Here is a 14,979-nt window from a genome sequence, read left to right as displayed (position 1 = left end):
CCTCAAGGGCCGCGAAGGCTGTCACGTTCCCGGTTCCCCGCACCGGGGTCCGTGGAGCCGTGGTTCTTGCTCCCGACTCTCTGGAAGGTTGCTTGTGCATTCTTTCACAAGCCCCTCCCCGCAGAGAAGGTTCACATCCGCCCACCTTCCCACCATCCCCACGTGCGAGGCGAGGACGTTTGTGCAGGTCAGATGAGTTGTGAATGCATTCACAAGGGTCTTCCGGGTGACGCGTCTCACCCGAGGGCCCTGCTGGACCCCCCTCGAAAGGCCCCTCCGGATCACCCGAAGGTCCCTTTCGAGGAGGTTATGTCCTATTCAGTACTAGTTTGCCCTGGTTCTTACTCAGGGACGATGAGACTCCACGCGACACCGTCGAGGATGTCGTGCTCACTCGTGGTGAAGTGGTCCGCTCCGGTCCGCGCCAGCACACGGGACAGCACCAGCGCGCCCGCCGCGATCACGTCCACGCGGCCCGGGTGCATCACGCCGATCTCCGCACGCTCCGCGTGCCGCGAGACCAACAGCTCACCCGTGATCCGCTCCAGGTCCTCGGCCGAGACCCGCGAGTGGTGGATCAGCTCCGAGTCGTACTCGGGCAGGTCCATCGCGATCCCGGCGACCGTGGTCGCGGTCCCGGCCACACACACCACCGAACCGGCCTCCCGCAGCGGGACGACCTTCTCCACCTCGTCCAGGGCGGCGTCGATGTCGGCCGTGGCCGCCTCGATCTGCTCCCTGGTGGGCGGGTCGTCGCGCAGGTGGCGCTCGGTCATGCGCACGCAGCCGACGTCCACCGACAGGGCCGCGCGTACGAGGTCCTCGTCGTCGTCCAGACCGCCCAGCACGAACTCCGTGGAGCCCCCGCCGATGTCGACCACCAGGAACGGCGGCGTGAAGTCCGCGTCGGCCTCGCCCTCGGCGGCCTGTGCCTCCAGCTCGGCCGTGGCGCCCACGAAGGACAGCTCGGCCTCGTCCAGACCGGTCACCACCTCGGGCTCCACGCCCAGGATCTCGCGGACACCGTCCACGAACTCCTGGCGGTTACTGGCGTCCCTGGTCGCGCTGGTGGCGACCATGCGCACCGCGTCCGGGCCCAGCTCGATCCCGTGCGCCTCGATGGTCTCCGCGTAGCCGCGCAGCGCCTCGAAGGTCCGCTCCAGGGCCTCGGGCGCGAACGCCCCGGTCTCGTCGACCCCCTGGCCCAGGCGCACGATCTCCATCCGACGGTCGACGTCGACCACCTGGACCTCGTCGTCGCCCAGGAAGACCACGTCGGCGATCAGCAGCCTGATCGAGTTGGTTCCGCAGTCGATCGCCGCGACACCGCTCATGAAGCGTCCGTCCCTTCAGCGCCCTCAGGGGCGTTCTCGTCCACGCACACGCACGGGCCCTTGGCCCACCAGTCCGGAAGTTCGGCCAGGGCCTCCGCCCCGAACGGGTTGGTGCCCGGCGCCGCCAGCTCGTGGCCGACCAGCGCGTGCAGGCACTTGACCCTGCTCGGCATGCCCCCGGTGCTCTGCATCCCCTCGGGCAACGGCTCCATCCCGTCGGCGCGCGCCTGCTCGGCGCGCTCCTCCAGGTAGGACTCGTGGGCCCGGGTGTAGGCCTCCTGGAGCTCGGGCTCCTCGCCCAGGCGCTCCTGCATCCGACGCATACGGCCCTCGTTCTCGAGGCGGCCGATCGCCGAGGCGGCACGTGGGCATGTCAGGTAGTACAACGTCGGGAAGGGGGTGCCGTCTTCCAGGCGGGGAGCGGTCTTCACCACGTCGGGGAGGCCGCACGGGCACCGGTGCGCTACGGCACGGACCCCGCGCGGCTGGCGGCCCAACTGGAGTTCGATGGCGGCGAGGTCCCGTTCGGACGCGGGACCGCCGTCGGTGTGCCCCGGAACGGGCTGATCTGCGGAAGTCATGACCAGCCCAGCATAGTTGCCGCCGTACCCGCCCGGGCCGGGTCCGTCGGACCTAGAGACCGGCGTCCGGGTCCGGGCTGTCGGCCTCCTCCACCGAGCGCCACAGCTCGGTGAACCACGGTTCGGTGGGCTCGGCCGGGCCCGCCTCGGCCTCGGCCTCGGAACCGGGCCTGATGACGATGTAGGCGGTCTCTTCGGGGTACTGGTAGTGGAGCCGGGCGCGGGCCTCGCGCTCCACGTAGCCCTCGTCGCCCAGGGCCTCCTCGCGCTCCTGGAGGTGGGCGACATTCTCCTCCATGCGGGCGCGCTCCTCCTTGAGCTGCGCGATCTCCGACTGCTGCATGACGTACTCGCGCAGCGGATAGGCCAGGCTCAGGGCGATCACGCACACGACCAGCGCGAGGATGGCCGCGCGGCTGGTGAGCATGGGCCGCACCCTGGGGGTGCGGCCCACGCCCGCGTCCTTCGTGCCCGCGTCACCCGCGCGCTTGGCGCCCTTGCGGGCAGCGGCCTTCGCAGGCCTGTCGGCTTTGGTCGCCTTCTTGGCCTTTGTGGGCTGCTGCTTGGTTTCGCGGGACACTGGGGCAGACTAGCCGCGCTTGGCGAACCTCGGGAAGGCCGACACGCCCGCGTAGACGGCGGCGTCGTCCAGTTCCTCCTCGATACGCAGCAACTGGTTGTACTTGGCGACCCGCTCGCTGCGCGCCGGGGCACCGGTCTTGATCTGCCCGGCGTTGGTGGCCACCGCGATGTCGGCGATGGTGGTGTCCTCGGTCTCGCCGGACCGGTGGCTGATCATCGCCGTGTAACCGCTGCGCTGGGCGAGGGAGACCGCGTCCAGCGTCTCGGTGAGGGTACCGATCTGGTTGACCTTCACCAGGAGCGAGTTGGCGGTGTCGGCGAGGATGCCGCGCTGGAGCCGCTCCGGGTTGGTGACGAACAGGTCGTCGCCGACCAGCTGGACCTTGGCGCCGAGCTGCTCGGTGAGCTTCTTCCAGCCGTCCCAGTCCTCCTCGTCGAGGGGGTCCTCGATGGAGACCAGCGGGTAGGCGTCGACGAGCTCCCCGTAGTAGGTGGCCATCTCCTCGGCGGTGCGGGACTTGCCCTCGAAGGTGTACACGCCGTCGGAGAACAGCTCGCTGGCGGCCACGTCCAGGGCCAGCGCGATGTCGGTGCCGACCTTGTACCCGGCCTTCTCGATCGCCTCGACGATCAGGTCCAGCGCGGCACGGTTGCTCTCCAGGTTCGGGGCGAAGCCGCCCTCGTCGCCGACGCCGGTGCCCAGGCCGTGCGACTTCAGGACCGACTTCAGGGAGTGGTAGACCTCGGTACCCCAGCGCACGGCCTCGGAGAAGGTCGGGGCGCCGATGGGCGCGACCATGAACTCCTGGATGTCGACGTTGCTGTCGGCGTGCGCGCCACCGTTGAGGATGTTCATCATCGGGACGGGCAGGACGTGCGCGTTGGGACCACCGATGTAGCGGAACAGCGGCAGACCCGCCTCCTCGGCGGCGGCCTTGGCCACGGCCAGGGAGGTGCCCAGGATGGCGTTGGCGCCGATCCGGGACTTGTCCGGGGTGCCGTCCAGGTCGATGAGCGCGCGGTCGATGATGCGCTGCTCGTCGGGGGTGTGGCCGAGCAGCTCGTCGGCGATCTCGTCGTTGACGGCGGTGACGGCCTTGGTCACGCCCTTGCCGCCGTACCGGTCGCCGCCGTCACGCAGCTCGACCGCCTCGAACCTGCCGGTGGAGGCACCGCTGGGGACACCAGCGCGAGTGAGGGTCCCGTCGTCGAGCAGGACCTCGACCTCGACTGTCGGGTTGCCCCGGGAGTCAAGGATCTCCCGCGCCGTTACTGCCTCGATGGACGCCACGATCTCTCCGTCTCTTCGATGTCTGGGCCCACAGTTTCCGGACCCGGACACGAGACTAGCGACCCCCGGACCGGTGGGTGGTGCCCGCCCTGCCAGATTGGTCTAGTCCATAGCGGACGATTCGCCCACCGGCGCGGCCCGGGTGACCTCCACATCGGTACGTACCGGTTAAACCGAACCGCCCGGAAGTGGCCGTTCCGCTTGCCCGGCCCCCACCCGTGTCTATAGTTCCAACTGAGGGCCGCCCGTCCCCCCATCCACACCGGAACAGCCACGGCCCCGCGTGAACGGTAGAGGACGAGCATGGCCAACCCGCGGACCGAACCACTGGACGGGGCTCTGCGCCCCGCACGACAAAGACGCGCCGAACTGGCGCTGCTGCTCGCGTCGATCGGGGTGACCTTCGCCGCCCTCGTGTACGCGTCGCTGTCGGTGACCGGCGGCGTCGACGACCGGGTGCTGCTGTACGGCGTGGTGCTCGGCGCGGGCGCGATCGCCCTGCACGTGCTGCTGCGGTTCGTGGCCCCCTACGCCGACCCCGTGCTGCTCCCGGTCGCCACGGCTCTCAGCGGGCTCGGCATCACCATGATCTGGGCGCTCCAGATGACCCGGGACCTCGCCCCCGGCAGCAGTGAGGCCGACAGGCAGCTGATGTGGACGCTGGTCGGCATGGTGCTGTGCGCCGCCGCCATCGTGTTCGTGAGACAGCCGCGCCGCCTGACCATGTACACCTACCTCATCGCCCTGGCCGCGCTGGTCCTGCTGCTGCTCCCGCTGTCGCCCCTGGGCCACGAGGTGCTGGGCGCCCGGCGGTGGATCATGATCGGGCCCTTCACCATGCAGCCCTCGGAGTTCGCGAAGGTGCTGCTGGTGATCTTCCTGGCCTCGTACCTGGGCCGCCAGCGCGACGTGATGGCGCTGGTCACCCGCACCTTCAGGGTGGGCGGGGTGAAGGTGTTCAGCGCGCCGCGCGCCCGGGACCTGGCCCCGATGGCCGTGGGCTGGGGAGTGGCGATCCTCCTCCTGGTGGGCACCAAGGACCTCGGCACCTCGCTGCTGCTGTTCGGCACGTTCCTGGCGGTGCTGTACGCGGCCACCGCGCGCAAGTCCTGGGTGCTGATCGGGCTGGTGGCCTTCTCCGCCGGCGCCTACGTGGCTTACCTGATCTTCGGGCACGTGCAGAACCGGGTGCGGATCTGGCTGAACGCGTTCGACCCGGACGTCTACCACAGCGAGGGCGGCAGCTTCCAGGTGGTGGAGGGCATGATCGCCCTGGCCTACGGCGGGCTGCTGGGGACCGGTTTCCACAGTGGCAACGCGGAGAACCTGTTCGCCGCCGACAGCGACCTCATCCTGGTGTCGATGGGCGAGAAGCTGGGCCTGACCGGGCTCATGGCGGTGCTCACCCTGCTGCTGCTCTTCGCCCAGCGGGCGCTGCGCATCTCCCTTGGCTGCCGGGACGTGTTCCTCAAGCTCACCGCGCTCGGCTACGGCTTCATCACCGCGTTCGACGTGTTCATCGTGCTGGGCGGGGCGACGCTGATCATCCCGCTCACCGGTATGACCACACCCTTCCTGTCCGCGGGCGGGTCCGCGCTGATGGCCAACTGGCTGATCGTGGGCCTGTTGCTGACCATCAGCGAGACCGCCCGCCGTCCTCAGGAGTCGTTCAGCTCGGGGCTGGCGCCGGGCGACCCCGAGACCGAGGTGATCAACGTGCGCGACCTGCCCGAGGGCATCCGGGACCGCCGCTGACGGGGCTCAGGTCAGGAACGTGATGCACAGGGAGGCGACGAGGATGCCGAAGAGCATCACGACCGCCGAGTAGCCCAGGATTCGACCCGCCCGCAGCTTGGTGAGCGCGAGCAGCGGCAGCGCCCAGAACGGTTGGATGCCGTTGGTCAGCTGGTCGCCCATGGCCACCGCCATGACGCCCACCCCGGGGCGGATGCCCAGGGACTCGGTGGCGCCGATGACCACCGGCCCCTGCACGGCCCACTGGCCGCCGCCCGAGGGCACGGCCAGGTTGACCAGGCACGCGCTGATCAGGGCCCAGAACGGATACGTGAACGGGGTGGAGAACGAGATGAACCACTGGGTGATGACCTCCAGCAGCCCCGAGGTGTCCATGATCCCCATGATCCCGGCGTAGAAGGGGAACTGGATGATCACGGCGGAGGCGTTCCTCGCCCCCTCGGCGGCCGCCGCCGAGTAGCTGGCGAGCGTTCCGTGCAGGCCGAGCCCGGCCATGAGGAACGCGAAGTTGAGCATGTTGATGTCCATGCCCACCACACCGTTGGTCACGATGGCGGGCACGAGGTACACCAGCCCCACGGCGACCACCGCGTACACCAGGACACGGCTGTGCATGAGGCGCTGGGCCGGTGACAGGGCGCGCAGTTCCTCCTTGGCGGGCCGCCCGATCCCGCCGGGGCCGCTCTCGGCGGTGTCGCCGATCTCCTCGCTCTCCTCCGGCTTGGGGGTCATGCTCATCAGCAGCAGAGGGGCGCCGATCAGCATGGCCGCGAGGAAGACCAGGTTGAAGGGTTGGAAGATGGTCTCGCTGAGCGGCACAAGGCCGATCTGGTCCTCCAGGAAGTGCCCCGGGGTGTTGACGAGCAGCGGCGCCGATCCGGACAGCCCGCTGTGCCAGACCATCAGCCCCGTGTAGCCGCCCGCGACGACGAGCGGGAAGTGCACCCTGATCCCGCGCTCCTTGCAGGAGCGGGCCACCTCCACGGCCAGGAGCGCACCGGCGATCAGACCGAGCCCCCAGTGCAGCATGCCCAGCAGCGCCGAGCCCAGGGCCGTGACCAGCACCGCCGTCAGCGGACCCCGGGCCAGCCCCGCCACTCTGTGGATCGCCCGTCGCGCCGGAGGCGACGAGGCCAGGGCGTACCCGGTGACCAGGACCAGGGTCATCTGCATGCCGAACTCCAGCAGGCCCCAGAACCCGCCGTACCAGTCCCCGACCAGCTGGATCGGGGTGCGGTCGGTCAGGAACAGGGCCATTCCGAAGACGAGCGCGGACAGGATGACCGCGAAGACGAAGGCGTCCGGCACCCACCTGGTGCTGAACGCCGCGAGCGCGTTTCCGAAGCGGCGCATGAGGAGGCTCCCACGGGTTCGGGGGCCCGGCTCCGGCGGAGGGTGCCGGAGCCCCTGGCCCCGAGGTGAGAGCACTGTGTTGCATGGGTCACATGGGAGTCAAGATCAAACTGGGCGATTTGAGGGTTTTCAGAGTCAGGCCAGCGGGTCGTCCACTCCCGACTCGAACAGCACGGGGTCGAAGCCGCTGAAGTGACCGGACAGTTCCAGCGAGAGGACGCTGTGCAGCCGGACCCAGAGGGTCAGGGCCCGGCGAGAACCGCGGGCGGCGCAGGGCGGCCGACCACCCAGTCACGGTGCTCCCCGAGGTGGGCGGTGAACGGCCCGAGGGGGCTCCGGGAGCCCGGCACAGGCGTCGGGCAGGCCCGTCATGATCTCCAGACCGAACAGGTCCGGACCAACGCGACCGACATCGACGCCCTGAGACCGGCAACCGCTCAGGCAACGAGATCTCCGACAACACCAGAGGCGACCGTGGTGCGGACCTCCAGGACAACAAGAACACCATCCAGAACCAATCCGAGAAGAACTCCGACTCGGCACTGGCAACTCTGACCGCGACGATAACTCCATGAATGACGGAAGCCTGGAGCTGACCATACGCGAGGGTCGCATCTCGAGCGAGCCAGTGATATCTGACGACGGATCTCGAAGGATAGCATTTGAGCGGTTCACAGACAGGGGCGGAAACCTGATGATCAACAATGAGGGAGGGGTCGGATCAGTCAAAGCCCAACTCCCGACCACCCTCGATGGACGTGCTCCAGTCCCGACTTTTGGCAAGATGTGAAGGCGCGAGGACGGTGGAAATGATGTCAGACTTCAATCATCCTCGAGACTACATGAACGCGATCATTGAGAGCCTCGAAAGCCAAGATGCGGAGGCGAACACCAGAGCAAGGACAGCTCTCAGCCTCGTGGTTCCCCTGTCACTCCACTTGCGATCTTCCAAAGTTCCCACTGGTGACGTCGACGAATTTCGAACCCGATTCACTCGACTCATCTCCAGCGAATCAAACTTCACGGGCCTCTATCGCTACTTGGGGGATTGCTCTGACTACGCGGATCTTGGAAGACTTAATGGATACGCACAAGCCTGTCTGATGCGTTCTGTTCTACAGGTTTTCGACGACGAGTTCGCAGCATGGAGTCAGGCTGGAAGCACGGTCGTCCACGAGGGATTCCGCGGCGAGATCGCCGACATTGATCAGTCCCTCAGAGAGGTCTCCGACGAGGCCCCGCCCGTCCGGGAAGATGAGATTCCAAACTGGGTTCCAGAGAGTCACTGGTGGTGGCGCGCGCCACGGCAACAGGACATGAGCGAGGCTGAGCGAAACTCACGCCTCGAATACGATCGCTGGGATGGAGTGTAGAGCGGAGCTGCGCGAAAGGCTGCCTCACGCGCAGGCCACCCCTGCCGCAGTTCCCCTTCATGTCCGCCGGGTCACTGGTGGTGGAGGACCGCGGCCGACTGACCGATGAGAGCACGGGGGTGCATGTGCTTGCTGCCGGGTGGCTTGGTTTCCATGGCCTTGTGAAGCCCGATCCCCTGAACGAACCAACCTGGATTCAGGACCCGGGGACAACCCCCAGGTTTGCGCCGCGCGCACTCTCCAACCATTCCTGTGTGTCGGGATCACCGACCGGACGGGGCCGTCTTCGCCTTCCGTCTACTCGCCCGTCTTCGACCAGTAGGCGCGCCACTGTTCGTCGGTGAGCTCGCGGGGCTCGTGCCCCTCGGCGCGAGCGGCCTCCTCGGCGGCGCGCACGCGGGTGTCGAAGCGGCGGGCCGCCAAACGCAGGTCGGTCTCGGCGTCACGACCCTGGTCGCGCTCGGCGGCCACCGCCGCGAACAGCTCCCCGCCCTCGGAGCCGTCGTCGCCCACGAGGTCGGCGGGGAAGCCGTTGCGCACGGCCCGCTTCTGGAGTTCGTACGCCAGCAGCACGGCGGGCTGGGCGAAGGGCACCCCGTCCAGGACCGAGGTCTCACCCGTTCCGCCATTGGCCTTTGCCTTCTCGGCGCGCTCGGCGGCCTTGATGGCCTCCCAGTTCGACCACACCTCGTCGGTGCCGGACACGTCCTGGCCCCCGAACACATGAGGGTGGCGGCGGGTCATCTTGTCGATGATCGCGTCGGCGACGTCGTCCACGGTGAACCGGGCCGGGTCGCCCTCGGGGCGCTCGGCGCCGATCGCGGAGTGGAAGACCACCTGGAGAAGCACGTCACCGAGCTCCTCGCGCAGCTGCGGGTAGTCACCGTCCTCGATGGTCTCCAGGGTCTCGTAGGACTCCTGGATGAGGAACTTCGCCAGGGACTCGTGGGTCTGCGTGCTGTCCCACGGGCACTCCCGGCGCAGCGTCTCCATCACCTCGACCAGGCGGAGCATCCGGTGCCCGGGCACCGATGGGGTCGGGGCGTCGCTCGTCATCATTCCTCGCTCACGTGCTGGTCGGAGGGGAGCCAACCGCCCTCGCGCAGGGCGTCCAGCACCAGGGCCACGGACTCGGCGGGGTCCGCGCCCACGGTGTCGACGACCAGGTCGGCGTCGGTGGGCTCCTCGTAGGGGTCGGAGACCCCGGTGAACTCGGGGATCCGCCCCGCCCGCGCCTGGGCGTACAGGCCCTTGCGGTCGCGGGCCTCGCACTCCTCCAGGGGCGTGGCCACGTGCACCAGGAAGAAGTCCCCGAACTCCTCCACCATGGCACGGACCTCGGCCCGCCCGGCCGCGTACGGCGCGATCGGCGCGCACACCGCCACCCCGCCGTGGCGGGTGATCTCGGCGGCGACGTAGCCGATGCGCCGGATGTTGAGTTCGCGGTCCTGCCGGGAGAAGGTGAGCCCCTTGGAGAGCACGCGCCGCACCACGTCGCCGTCGAGCAGGCTCACCGTGCGGCCCGATCGTCGGACGCCGTCGCACACCCCGCGGGCGATGGTGGACTTGCCCGAACCGGACAGGCCCGTGAAGAGCAGGGTGAGGCCGCGACGGGTACGGGCGGGGCGCAGCCGCGCGAGTTCGGCGCCCACCCGTGCGGGGGTGAACCAGGAGGGGAGTTCGCGGCCGTGCGCGAGTTCCCCCGCGACCTCGTCGTCGGTCAGCTCAGCGAGGACCGTGCGCGGGTCGACATGGGTGAGGGGCTTCCACAGCGCCTCGTTCGCGTCGTACCGCCACGGCTCGGGGTCCAGGACGGTCAGCGGCGGCCGCAGCGCCATGACCCGCTCGGTCTCGGGCGGGCTACCGCCCGCCTCGACCAACAGGTGGGTGGCGCCGTAGGCGGCGGCGACGTGCCCGGCCAGCGCGGCGTCGCGTTCGGTCCACGCCCCGCCGAGCGTGCTCGTGGAGCGTGCTCCGGACCGGGGCAGGGTGACCACGGCGAACGACGTCCGGGGCGGCAGCAGCGGCTCGGCCGCCAGCACGGTCGCGGCCAGCCCCTCGTCGTGCAGCCCGGTGTCGACGATGACGAGGACCTCGGCGCGCCCGAGCGCCTCGGCCTCGGCGCGGATCTGGTGCAGGGCGCGGTGGTGCAGCGGCCGGTCGGTGACCACGGCGAGCAGGGGCCGGTCCGGGGTGGGCTCCAGCCCGCGCTGGGCGCGGACCTCGGCGGGGGTGGACCGCAGCTCCCGCAGGACCCCGTAGGTGGGCGGCCGCAGCAGGGTGACGTCTCCGGCCAGGTGGTGGACTCCGGCCTCACCGGGCGACTCCCAGCGCTCGCTCACCACGAGTTCGGCCAGCGGGGCACCCTCCAGGTCCGTGAGCGTGAGCCGCTCCTGTCCCGCCAGTTCCTCCGGCACCTCCAGGGTGACCGGAACCGGCCAGGGGCGGCCGTCGGGCAGGCGTCCCCGGAGCGCCACCGACTCCGCCTGTTCGCGGGTCATGAACCCGGCCAGCGGGTAGGCGCCGCTGAGGATGAGTTCCAAGTGGGCGAGGCCGTCCGGACCTGGGGCGAAGGCCGGGGCACTCGATCGGCCCGCGCCCCCGCCCGGCCCGCTCCCGTCTCTGTGGGCACTCACCACGCACATCCTCTTCTCTGTCCGTCCTGCGGGACCCTCCACGAGCGTCCAGCGTATGCCCGCCGGTCCCCACACCCCGGCGTCGAGGCCGTCGCTGCGGAATATCACCAGTTCAGGATGGGTTCGGTAGGAAGTGACCCTTCCGGTTCCCCGAGTGCGGGGGTGGGGCGCGGACGCGGCGGGACCCGAACGCCGCCCCCGCGACCGGCCCGCGTGTGACGGTGGTACTGGATAAGCTGAGAGAAGCCGGGTGGTCACGCCCATCGGCCGCCCACAACCGTCACCGTTCACGTACGGACCCGTCCCCACTCGCCTCGAGGGACGGCGGTAACCGTGCCCGCCGCACGCGGGTGTCGGCGTCAGGGCAGGACCCGACTCCTGAACCGGACCACTTCCAGTTTTTGGTGCTATGAGCCTCATTGGACTTCTCGCCGACGTCTCCAAGGACCCGGCACTGCACAGTGCGATCGAGACCGCCCGGAGCGGCCGCGATCCCCACCTCGACCTCGTCGCCCCGGCGGCACTGCGCCCCTTCATGGTGGGGGCGCTGGCCGCTGACTCCCCCGTGGGCGCGAACCGGCCGGTGCTCGCCGTCACCGCCACCGAGCGGGAGGCCGCCGACCTCACCGACGCGCTCGGCTCGCTGCTGCCCGCGGACTCGGTCGCGCTCTTCCCCGCCTGGGAGACGCTCCCGCACGAAAGGCTCTCCCCGCGCTCGGACACCGTGGGCCAGCGCCTCGCGGTGCTGCGCCGTCTGGCGCACCCGGACCCCTCGGACCCGCTCACCACGCCGCTGCGCGTGGTGGTGGCCCCGGTCCGCAGCGTCCTCCAGCCGCTGGTCGCAGGGCTCGGCGACCTCGAACCCGTCCGTATCCGGCCCGGTGACGAGGCCTCTCTTGAGGACGTGGTCAGCTCCCTGACCAACACCGGCTACGCCCGCGTGGACCTGGTGGAGAAGCGCGGCGACATGGCCGTGCGCGGCGGCATCCTGGACGTCTTCCCGCCCACCGAGGAGCACCCGCTCCGGTTGGAGTTCTGGGGCGACACCGTCGAGGACATCCGTTACTTCCAGGTGGCCGACCAGCGCTCCATCACCCCCGGCGAGACCGGCGAGGCCGCCGACTCCCGCGCCGCCTCCGGCCTGTTCGCCCCGCCCTGCCGTGAGCTGCTGCTCACCGACACCGTGCGCGAGCGCGCCCGCGCCCTGGCCGCCGAACACCCCTCGCTGGCCGAGGTGCTCAACAAGATCGCCGACGGCGTCTCGGTCGAGGGCATGGAGGCCTTCGCCCCGGTGCTCGCCGAACGCATGGAACCCTTCCTGGAGTACCTGCCGAAGAACGCCATGGTGCTGGGCTGCGACCCCGAGCGCATCCGCACCCGCGCCGTGGAGCTGGAGGCCACCAGCGCCGAGTTCCTGGACGCCTCCTGGATCAACGCCGCCTCCGGCGGTGAGGCCCCCATCGACCTCGGCGAGTCCGCCTACATGGCCATCTCCGATCTGCGCTCGGTCGCGACCGGGCTGGGCCTGCCCTGGTGGGGTCTGACCCCCTTCAGCGCCGGTGAGGGCACCGGGCAGGACCCGAGCGAGGAGGACGACGCGGTCGTGGTGGGCGCGGTGCCCGCCGACTCCTACCGCGGCGACACCGAGCGCGCCCTGGCCGACGTCAAGAGCTGGCTGCACGACAACTGGAGCGTCGTGCTGGTCACCCAGGGGCACGGCCCGGCCGAGCGCCTGGTGGCCATGCTCAGGGACGCGGGGCTGGGCGCCACGCTCGCCGCCGACCTGGCCGAGCCGCCCAAGGAGGCGATCGCCACCGTCACCACCGGCCTGGTCGACCACGGCTTCCTGCTGCGGTCGGTGCACACGGTGGTCCTCACCGAGACCGACCTCGTGGGGCAGAAGTCCTCCACCCGCGACATGCGCCGCATGCCCAGCCGCCGCAAGGGCACGGTCGACCCCCTCCAGCTCAAGCCCGGCGACTACGTCGTGCACGAACAGCACGGCGTTGGCCGCTACCTGGAGATGGTCAGCCGCCAGATCCAGGGCGCCACCCGCGAGTACCTGCTCATCGAGTACGCGCCCTCCAAGCGCGGCCAGCCAGGCGACCGCCTGTTCGTGCCCACCGAACAGCTCGGCGAGGTCACCCGGTACGTGGGCGGCGAGGCGCCGACGCTGTCCAAGATGGGCGGCGCCGAGTGGAGCAAGGCCAAGAGCCGGGCCCGCAAGGTGGTCCGCGAGATCGCCGGGGACCTCATCCGCCTGTACTCGGCGCGACAGGCCTCCCCCGGGCACGCGTTCGGACCTGACACCCCGTGGCAGAACGAGCTGGAGGACGCCTTCCCCTACGTGGAGACGCCCGACCAGCTGGCCGCCATCGACGAGGTCAAGAAGGACATGTCGAAGTCGGTCCCGATGGACCGGCTGATCTGCGGCGACGTGGGTTACGGCAAGACCGAGGTGGCGGTGCGCGCCGCGTTCAAGGCGGTGCAGGACGGCAAGCAGGTGGCGCTGCTGGTGCCCACCACCCTGCTGGTCCAGCAGCACCTGTCCACGTTCACCGAGCGCTACGCGTCCTTCCCCGTCAAGGTCAAGCCGATGTCGCGGTTCCAGACCGACGGCGAGGTCGAGCTGACCCGCGAGGGCCTGCGCTCCGGCGAGGTGGACGTGGTGATCGGCACGCACCGGCTCCTGTCGCAGGAGACCCGCTTCAAGGACCTGGGCCTGGTCATCATCGACGAGGAACAGCGCTTCGGAGTGGAGCACAAGGAGGCCCTGAAGCGGCTGCGCACCCAGGTCGACGTACTGGCGATGTCGGCCACGCCCATCCCGCGCACCCTGGAGATGGGCCTGACGGGCATCCGCGAGATGACCACGATCCTCACCCCGCCCGAGGAGCGCCACCCGGTGCTCACCTTCGTGGGTCCCTACGAGGACAAACAGATCACCGCGGCGATCCGGCGCGAGCTGATGCGTGAGGGACAGGTGTTCTTCGTGCACAACCGGGTGGCGTCCATCGACAAGGTGGCCGCCTCCATCAAGCGCCTGGTCCCCGAGGCCCGGGTGGCCTACGCGCACGGCCAGATGAACGAGCAGCAGCTCGAGAAGGTCATGGTCGACTTCTGGGAGAAGAACTTCGACGTGCTGGTCTCCACGACCATCGTCGAGTCCGGCCTGGACGTGCCCAACGCCAACACGCTCATCATCGACCGGGCCGACACCTACGGGCTGTCCCAGCTGCACCAGCTGCGCGGCCGTGTGGGCCGTGGCCGTGAGCGCGCCTACGCGTACTTCCTGTACCCGCCGGAGCGCCCGCTCACCGAGACCGCCTACGAACGGCTCGCCACCGTCGCCCAGCACACCGAGACCGGTGCGGGCATGTACGTGGCCATGAAGGACCTGGAGATCCGCGGCGCGGGCAACATCCTGGGCGCGGAGCAGTCCGGGACCATCGCGGGCGTGGGCTTCGACCTGTACGTGCGCATGGTCGGTGAGGCCGTGGCCGAGCTCAAGGGCGACCCGGAGGCGGTGGCCGAGGTCGAGACCAAGGTGGAGCTGCCGATCAACGCGCACATCCCGCACGACTACGTCCCGGGCGAGCGCCTGCGTCTGCAGTCGTACAAGCGGATCGCCAGCGTCACCAGCGAGCAGGACATCCTCGCCGCCTACGAGGAGCTCACCGACCGCTTCGGCACACCGCCGCAGCAGGTGGACAACCTCATGGCGGTGGCCCGGTTCCGGGTGCTGGCCAAGTCCGCGGGGCTGGCCGACGTGGTCATGCAGGGCAACCAGATCCGGTTCTCCCCGGTGGAGCTGCGCGAGTCGCAGGAACTGAGGCTGCGGCGGATGTACCCGAGGTCCATCCAGAAGGAGTCCGCGAAGACCCTCCTGGTACCGGTCCCCAAGGCGGGCGGGTTGGGCGGCAAGCCGCTGCGCGACCTCGAACTCCTCAAGTGGTGCTCCGACCTCGTGAACTCCATCTTCGAGCCCGACAAGCGCCGGGTCGCCCCCAAGGGCGACTGACGGCCCGAGAGACGGCCCGAGAGGCGGCGGAGGGCACGGCCGGTGGCCGTGCC

10 protein-coding genes are annotated in these 14,979 nt (G+C 69.7%); 3 read left to right on the top strand and 7 right to left on the bottom strand.

The annotated features are described in order from the left end of the window. Positions 1-341 precede the first annotated feature (341 nt). The 4 genes from KBX21_RS22445 to eno all read right to left on the bottom strand — a co-directional run bounded on the left by KBX21_RS22445 (position 342) and on the right by eno (position 3,788). Positions 342-1,334, bottom strand: coding sequence for a Ppx/GppA phosphatase family protein (locus KBX21_RS22445; RefSeq protein WP_049575719.1), 993 nt, complete (start codon positions 1,332-1,334; stop codon positions 342-344). Then, complete coding sequence (locus KBX21_RS22440; protein WP_049575716.1) at positions 1,331-1,915, bottom strand: DUF501 domain-containing protein; 585 nt, start codon at positions 1,913-1,915, stop codon at positions 1,331-1,333. Before KBX21_RS22440 ends, KBX21_RS22445 begins: the two co-directional genes overlap by 4 nt. A 52-nt stretch (positions 1,916-1,967) precedes the next feature. Further along, complete coding sequence (locus KBX21_RS22435) at positions 1,968-2,342, bottom strand: septum formation initiator family protein (protein ID WP_049575713.1); 375 nt, start codon at positions 2,340-2,342, stop codon at positions 1,968-1,970. A gap of 162 nt (positions 2,343-2,504) precedes the next feature. Then, a complete protein-coding gene (gene eno / locus KBX21_RS22430) occupies positions 2,505-3,788 on the bottom strand; it encodes a phosphopyruvate hydratase (protein ID WP_049575710.1) in 1,284 nt (427 codons plus the stop codon). A gap of 303 nt (positions 3,789-4,091) precedes the next feature. Here eno and KBX21_RS22425 point away from each other — a divergent pair, with 303 nt between their 5' ends. Then, a complete protein-coding gene (locus KBX21_RS22425) occupies positions 4,092-5,543 on the top strand; it encodes an FtsW/RodA/SpoVE family cell cycle protein (RefSeq protein ID WP_049575707.1) in 1,452 nt (483 codons plus the stop codon). Between the two features lie 6 nt (positions 5,544-5,549). On the opposite strand, the gene KBX21_RS22420 is transcribed toward KBX21_RS22425, so the two are convergent. Further along, the gene (locus tag KBX21_RS22420; protein ID WP_210843516.1) at positions 5,550-6,896 is read right to left on the bottom strand and encodes a short-chain fatty acid transporter; all 1,347 of its coding nucleotides are present in this window, start codon (positions 6,894-6,896) and stop codon (positions 5,550-5,552) included. 842 nt (positions 6,897-7,738) lie between these two features. Between KBX21_RS22420 and KBX21_RS22415 the strand changes: the two genes are divergently transcribed. Further along, the gene (locus KBX21_RS22415) at positions 7,739-8,269 is read left to right on the top strand and encodes a hypothetical protein (RefSeq protein ID WP_210843515.1); all 531 of its coding nucleotides are present in this window, start codon (positions 7,739-7,741) and stop codon (positions 8,267-8,269) included. A gap of 297 nt (positions 8,270-8,566) precedes the next feature. On the opposite strand, the gene KBX21_RS22410 is transcribed toward KBX21_RS22415, so the two are convergent. Both KBX21_RS22410 and cysC read right to left on the bottom strand, forming a co-directional pair. After that, positions 8,567-9,325 (bottom strand): MazG family protein, encoded by a 759-nt coding sequence (locus tag KBX21_RS22410; protein WP_210843513.1) that lies wholly within the window; start codon positions 9,323-9,325, stop codon positions 8,567-8,569. Continuing rightward, positions 9,325-10,908: an adenylyl-sulfate kinase gene (gene cysC, locus KBX21_RS22405; protein ID WP_210843511.1), complete on the bottom strand. Its 1,584-nt coding sequence runs from the start codon at positions 10,906-10,908 to the stop codon at positions 9,325-9,327. The genes KBX21_RS22410 and cysC overlap by 1 nt, the downstream gene beginning before the upstream one ends. 406 nt (positions 10,909-11,314) lie before the next feature. Between cysC and mfd the strand changes: the two genes are divergently transcribed. After that, positions 11,315-14,926 carry a transcription-repair coupling factor gene (mfd, locus tag KBX21_RS22400; RefSeq protein ID WP_049575699.1) on the top strand — a complete coding sequence of 1,204 codons (3,612 nt, stop codon included), beginning with the start codon at positions 11,315-11,317 and terminating at the stop codon, positions 14,924-14,926. Positions 14,927-14,979: the final 53 nt, after the last annotated feature.

Source organism: Nocardiopsis sp. B62, assembly GCF_018070675.1.
Classification (GTDB): domain Bacteria; phylum Actinomycetota; class Actinomycetes; order Streptosporangiales; family Streptosporangiaceae; genus Nocardiopsis; species Nocardiopsis prasina.
This window is presented reverse-complemented; position numbering and strand designations above follow the sequence as displayed.

Excerpts from the sequence above, each read along its gene's own strand:
- KBX21_RS22445 (WP_049575719.1), bottom strand. The coding sequence starts at position 1,334 with ATGAGCGGTGTCGCGGCGATCGACTGCGGAACCAACTCGATCAGGCTG.
- KBX21_RS22440 (WP_049575716.1), bottom strand. The coding sequence starts at position 1,915 with ATGACTTCCGCAGATCAGCCCGTTCCGGGGCACACCGACGGCGGTCCC.
- KBX21_RS22435 (WP_049575713.1), bottom strand. The coding sequence starts at position 2,342 with ATGCTCACCAGCCGCGCGGCCATCCTCGCGCTGGTCGTGTGCGTGATC.
- KBX21_RS22425 (WP_049575707.1), top strand. The coding sequence starts at position 4,092 with ATGGCCAACCCGCGGACCGAACCACTGGACGGGGCTCTGCGCCCCGCA.
- KBX21_RS22420 (WP_210843516.1), bottom strand. The coding sequence starts at position 6,896 with ATGCGCCGCTTCGGAAACGCGCTCGCGGCGTTCAGCACCAGGTGGGTG.
- KBX21_RS22415 (WP_210843515.1), top strand. The coding sequence starts at position 7,739 with ATGAACGCGATCATTGAGAGCCTCGAAAGCCAAGATGCGGAGGCGAAC.
- KBX21_RS22410 (WP_210843513.1), bottom strand. The coding sequence starts at position 9,325 with ATGACGAGCGACGCCCCGACCCCATCGGTGCCCGGGCACCGGATGCTC.
- mfd (WP_049575699.1), top strand. The coding sequence starts at position 11,315 with ATGAGCCTCATTGGACTTCTCGCCGACGTCTCCAAGGACCCGGCACTG.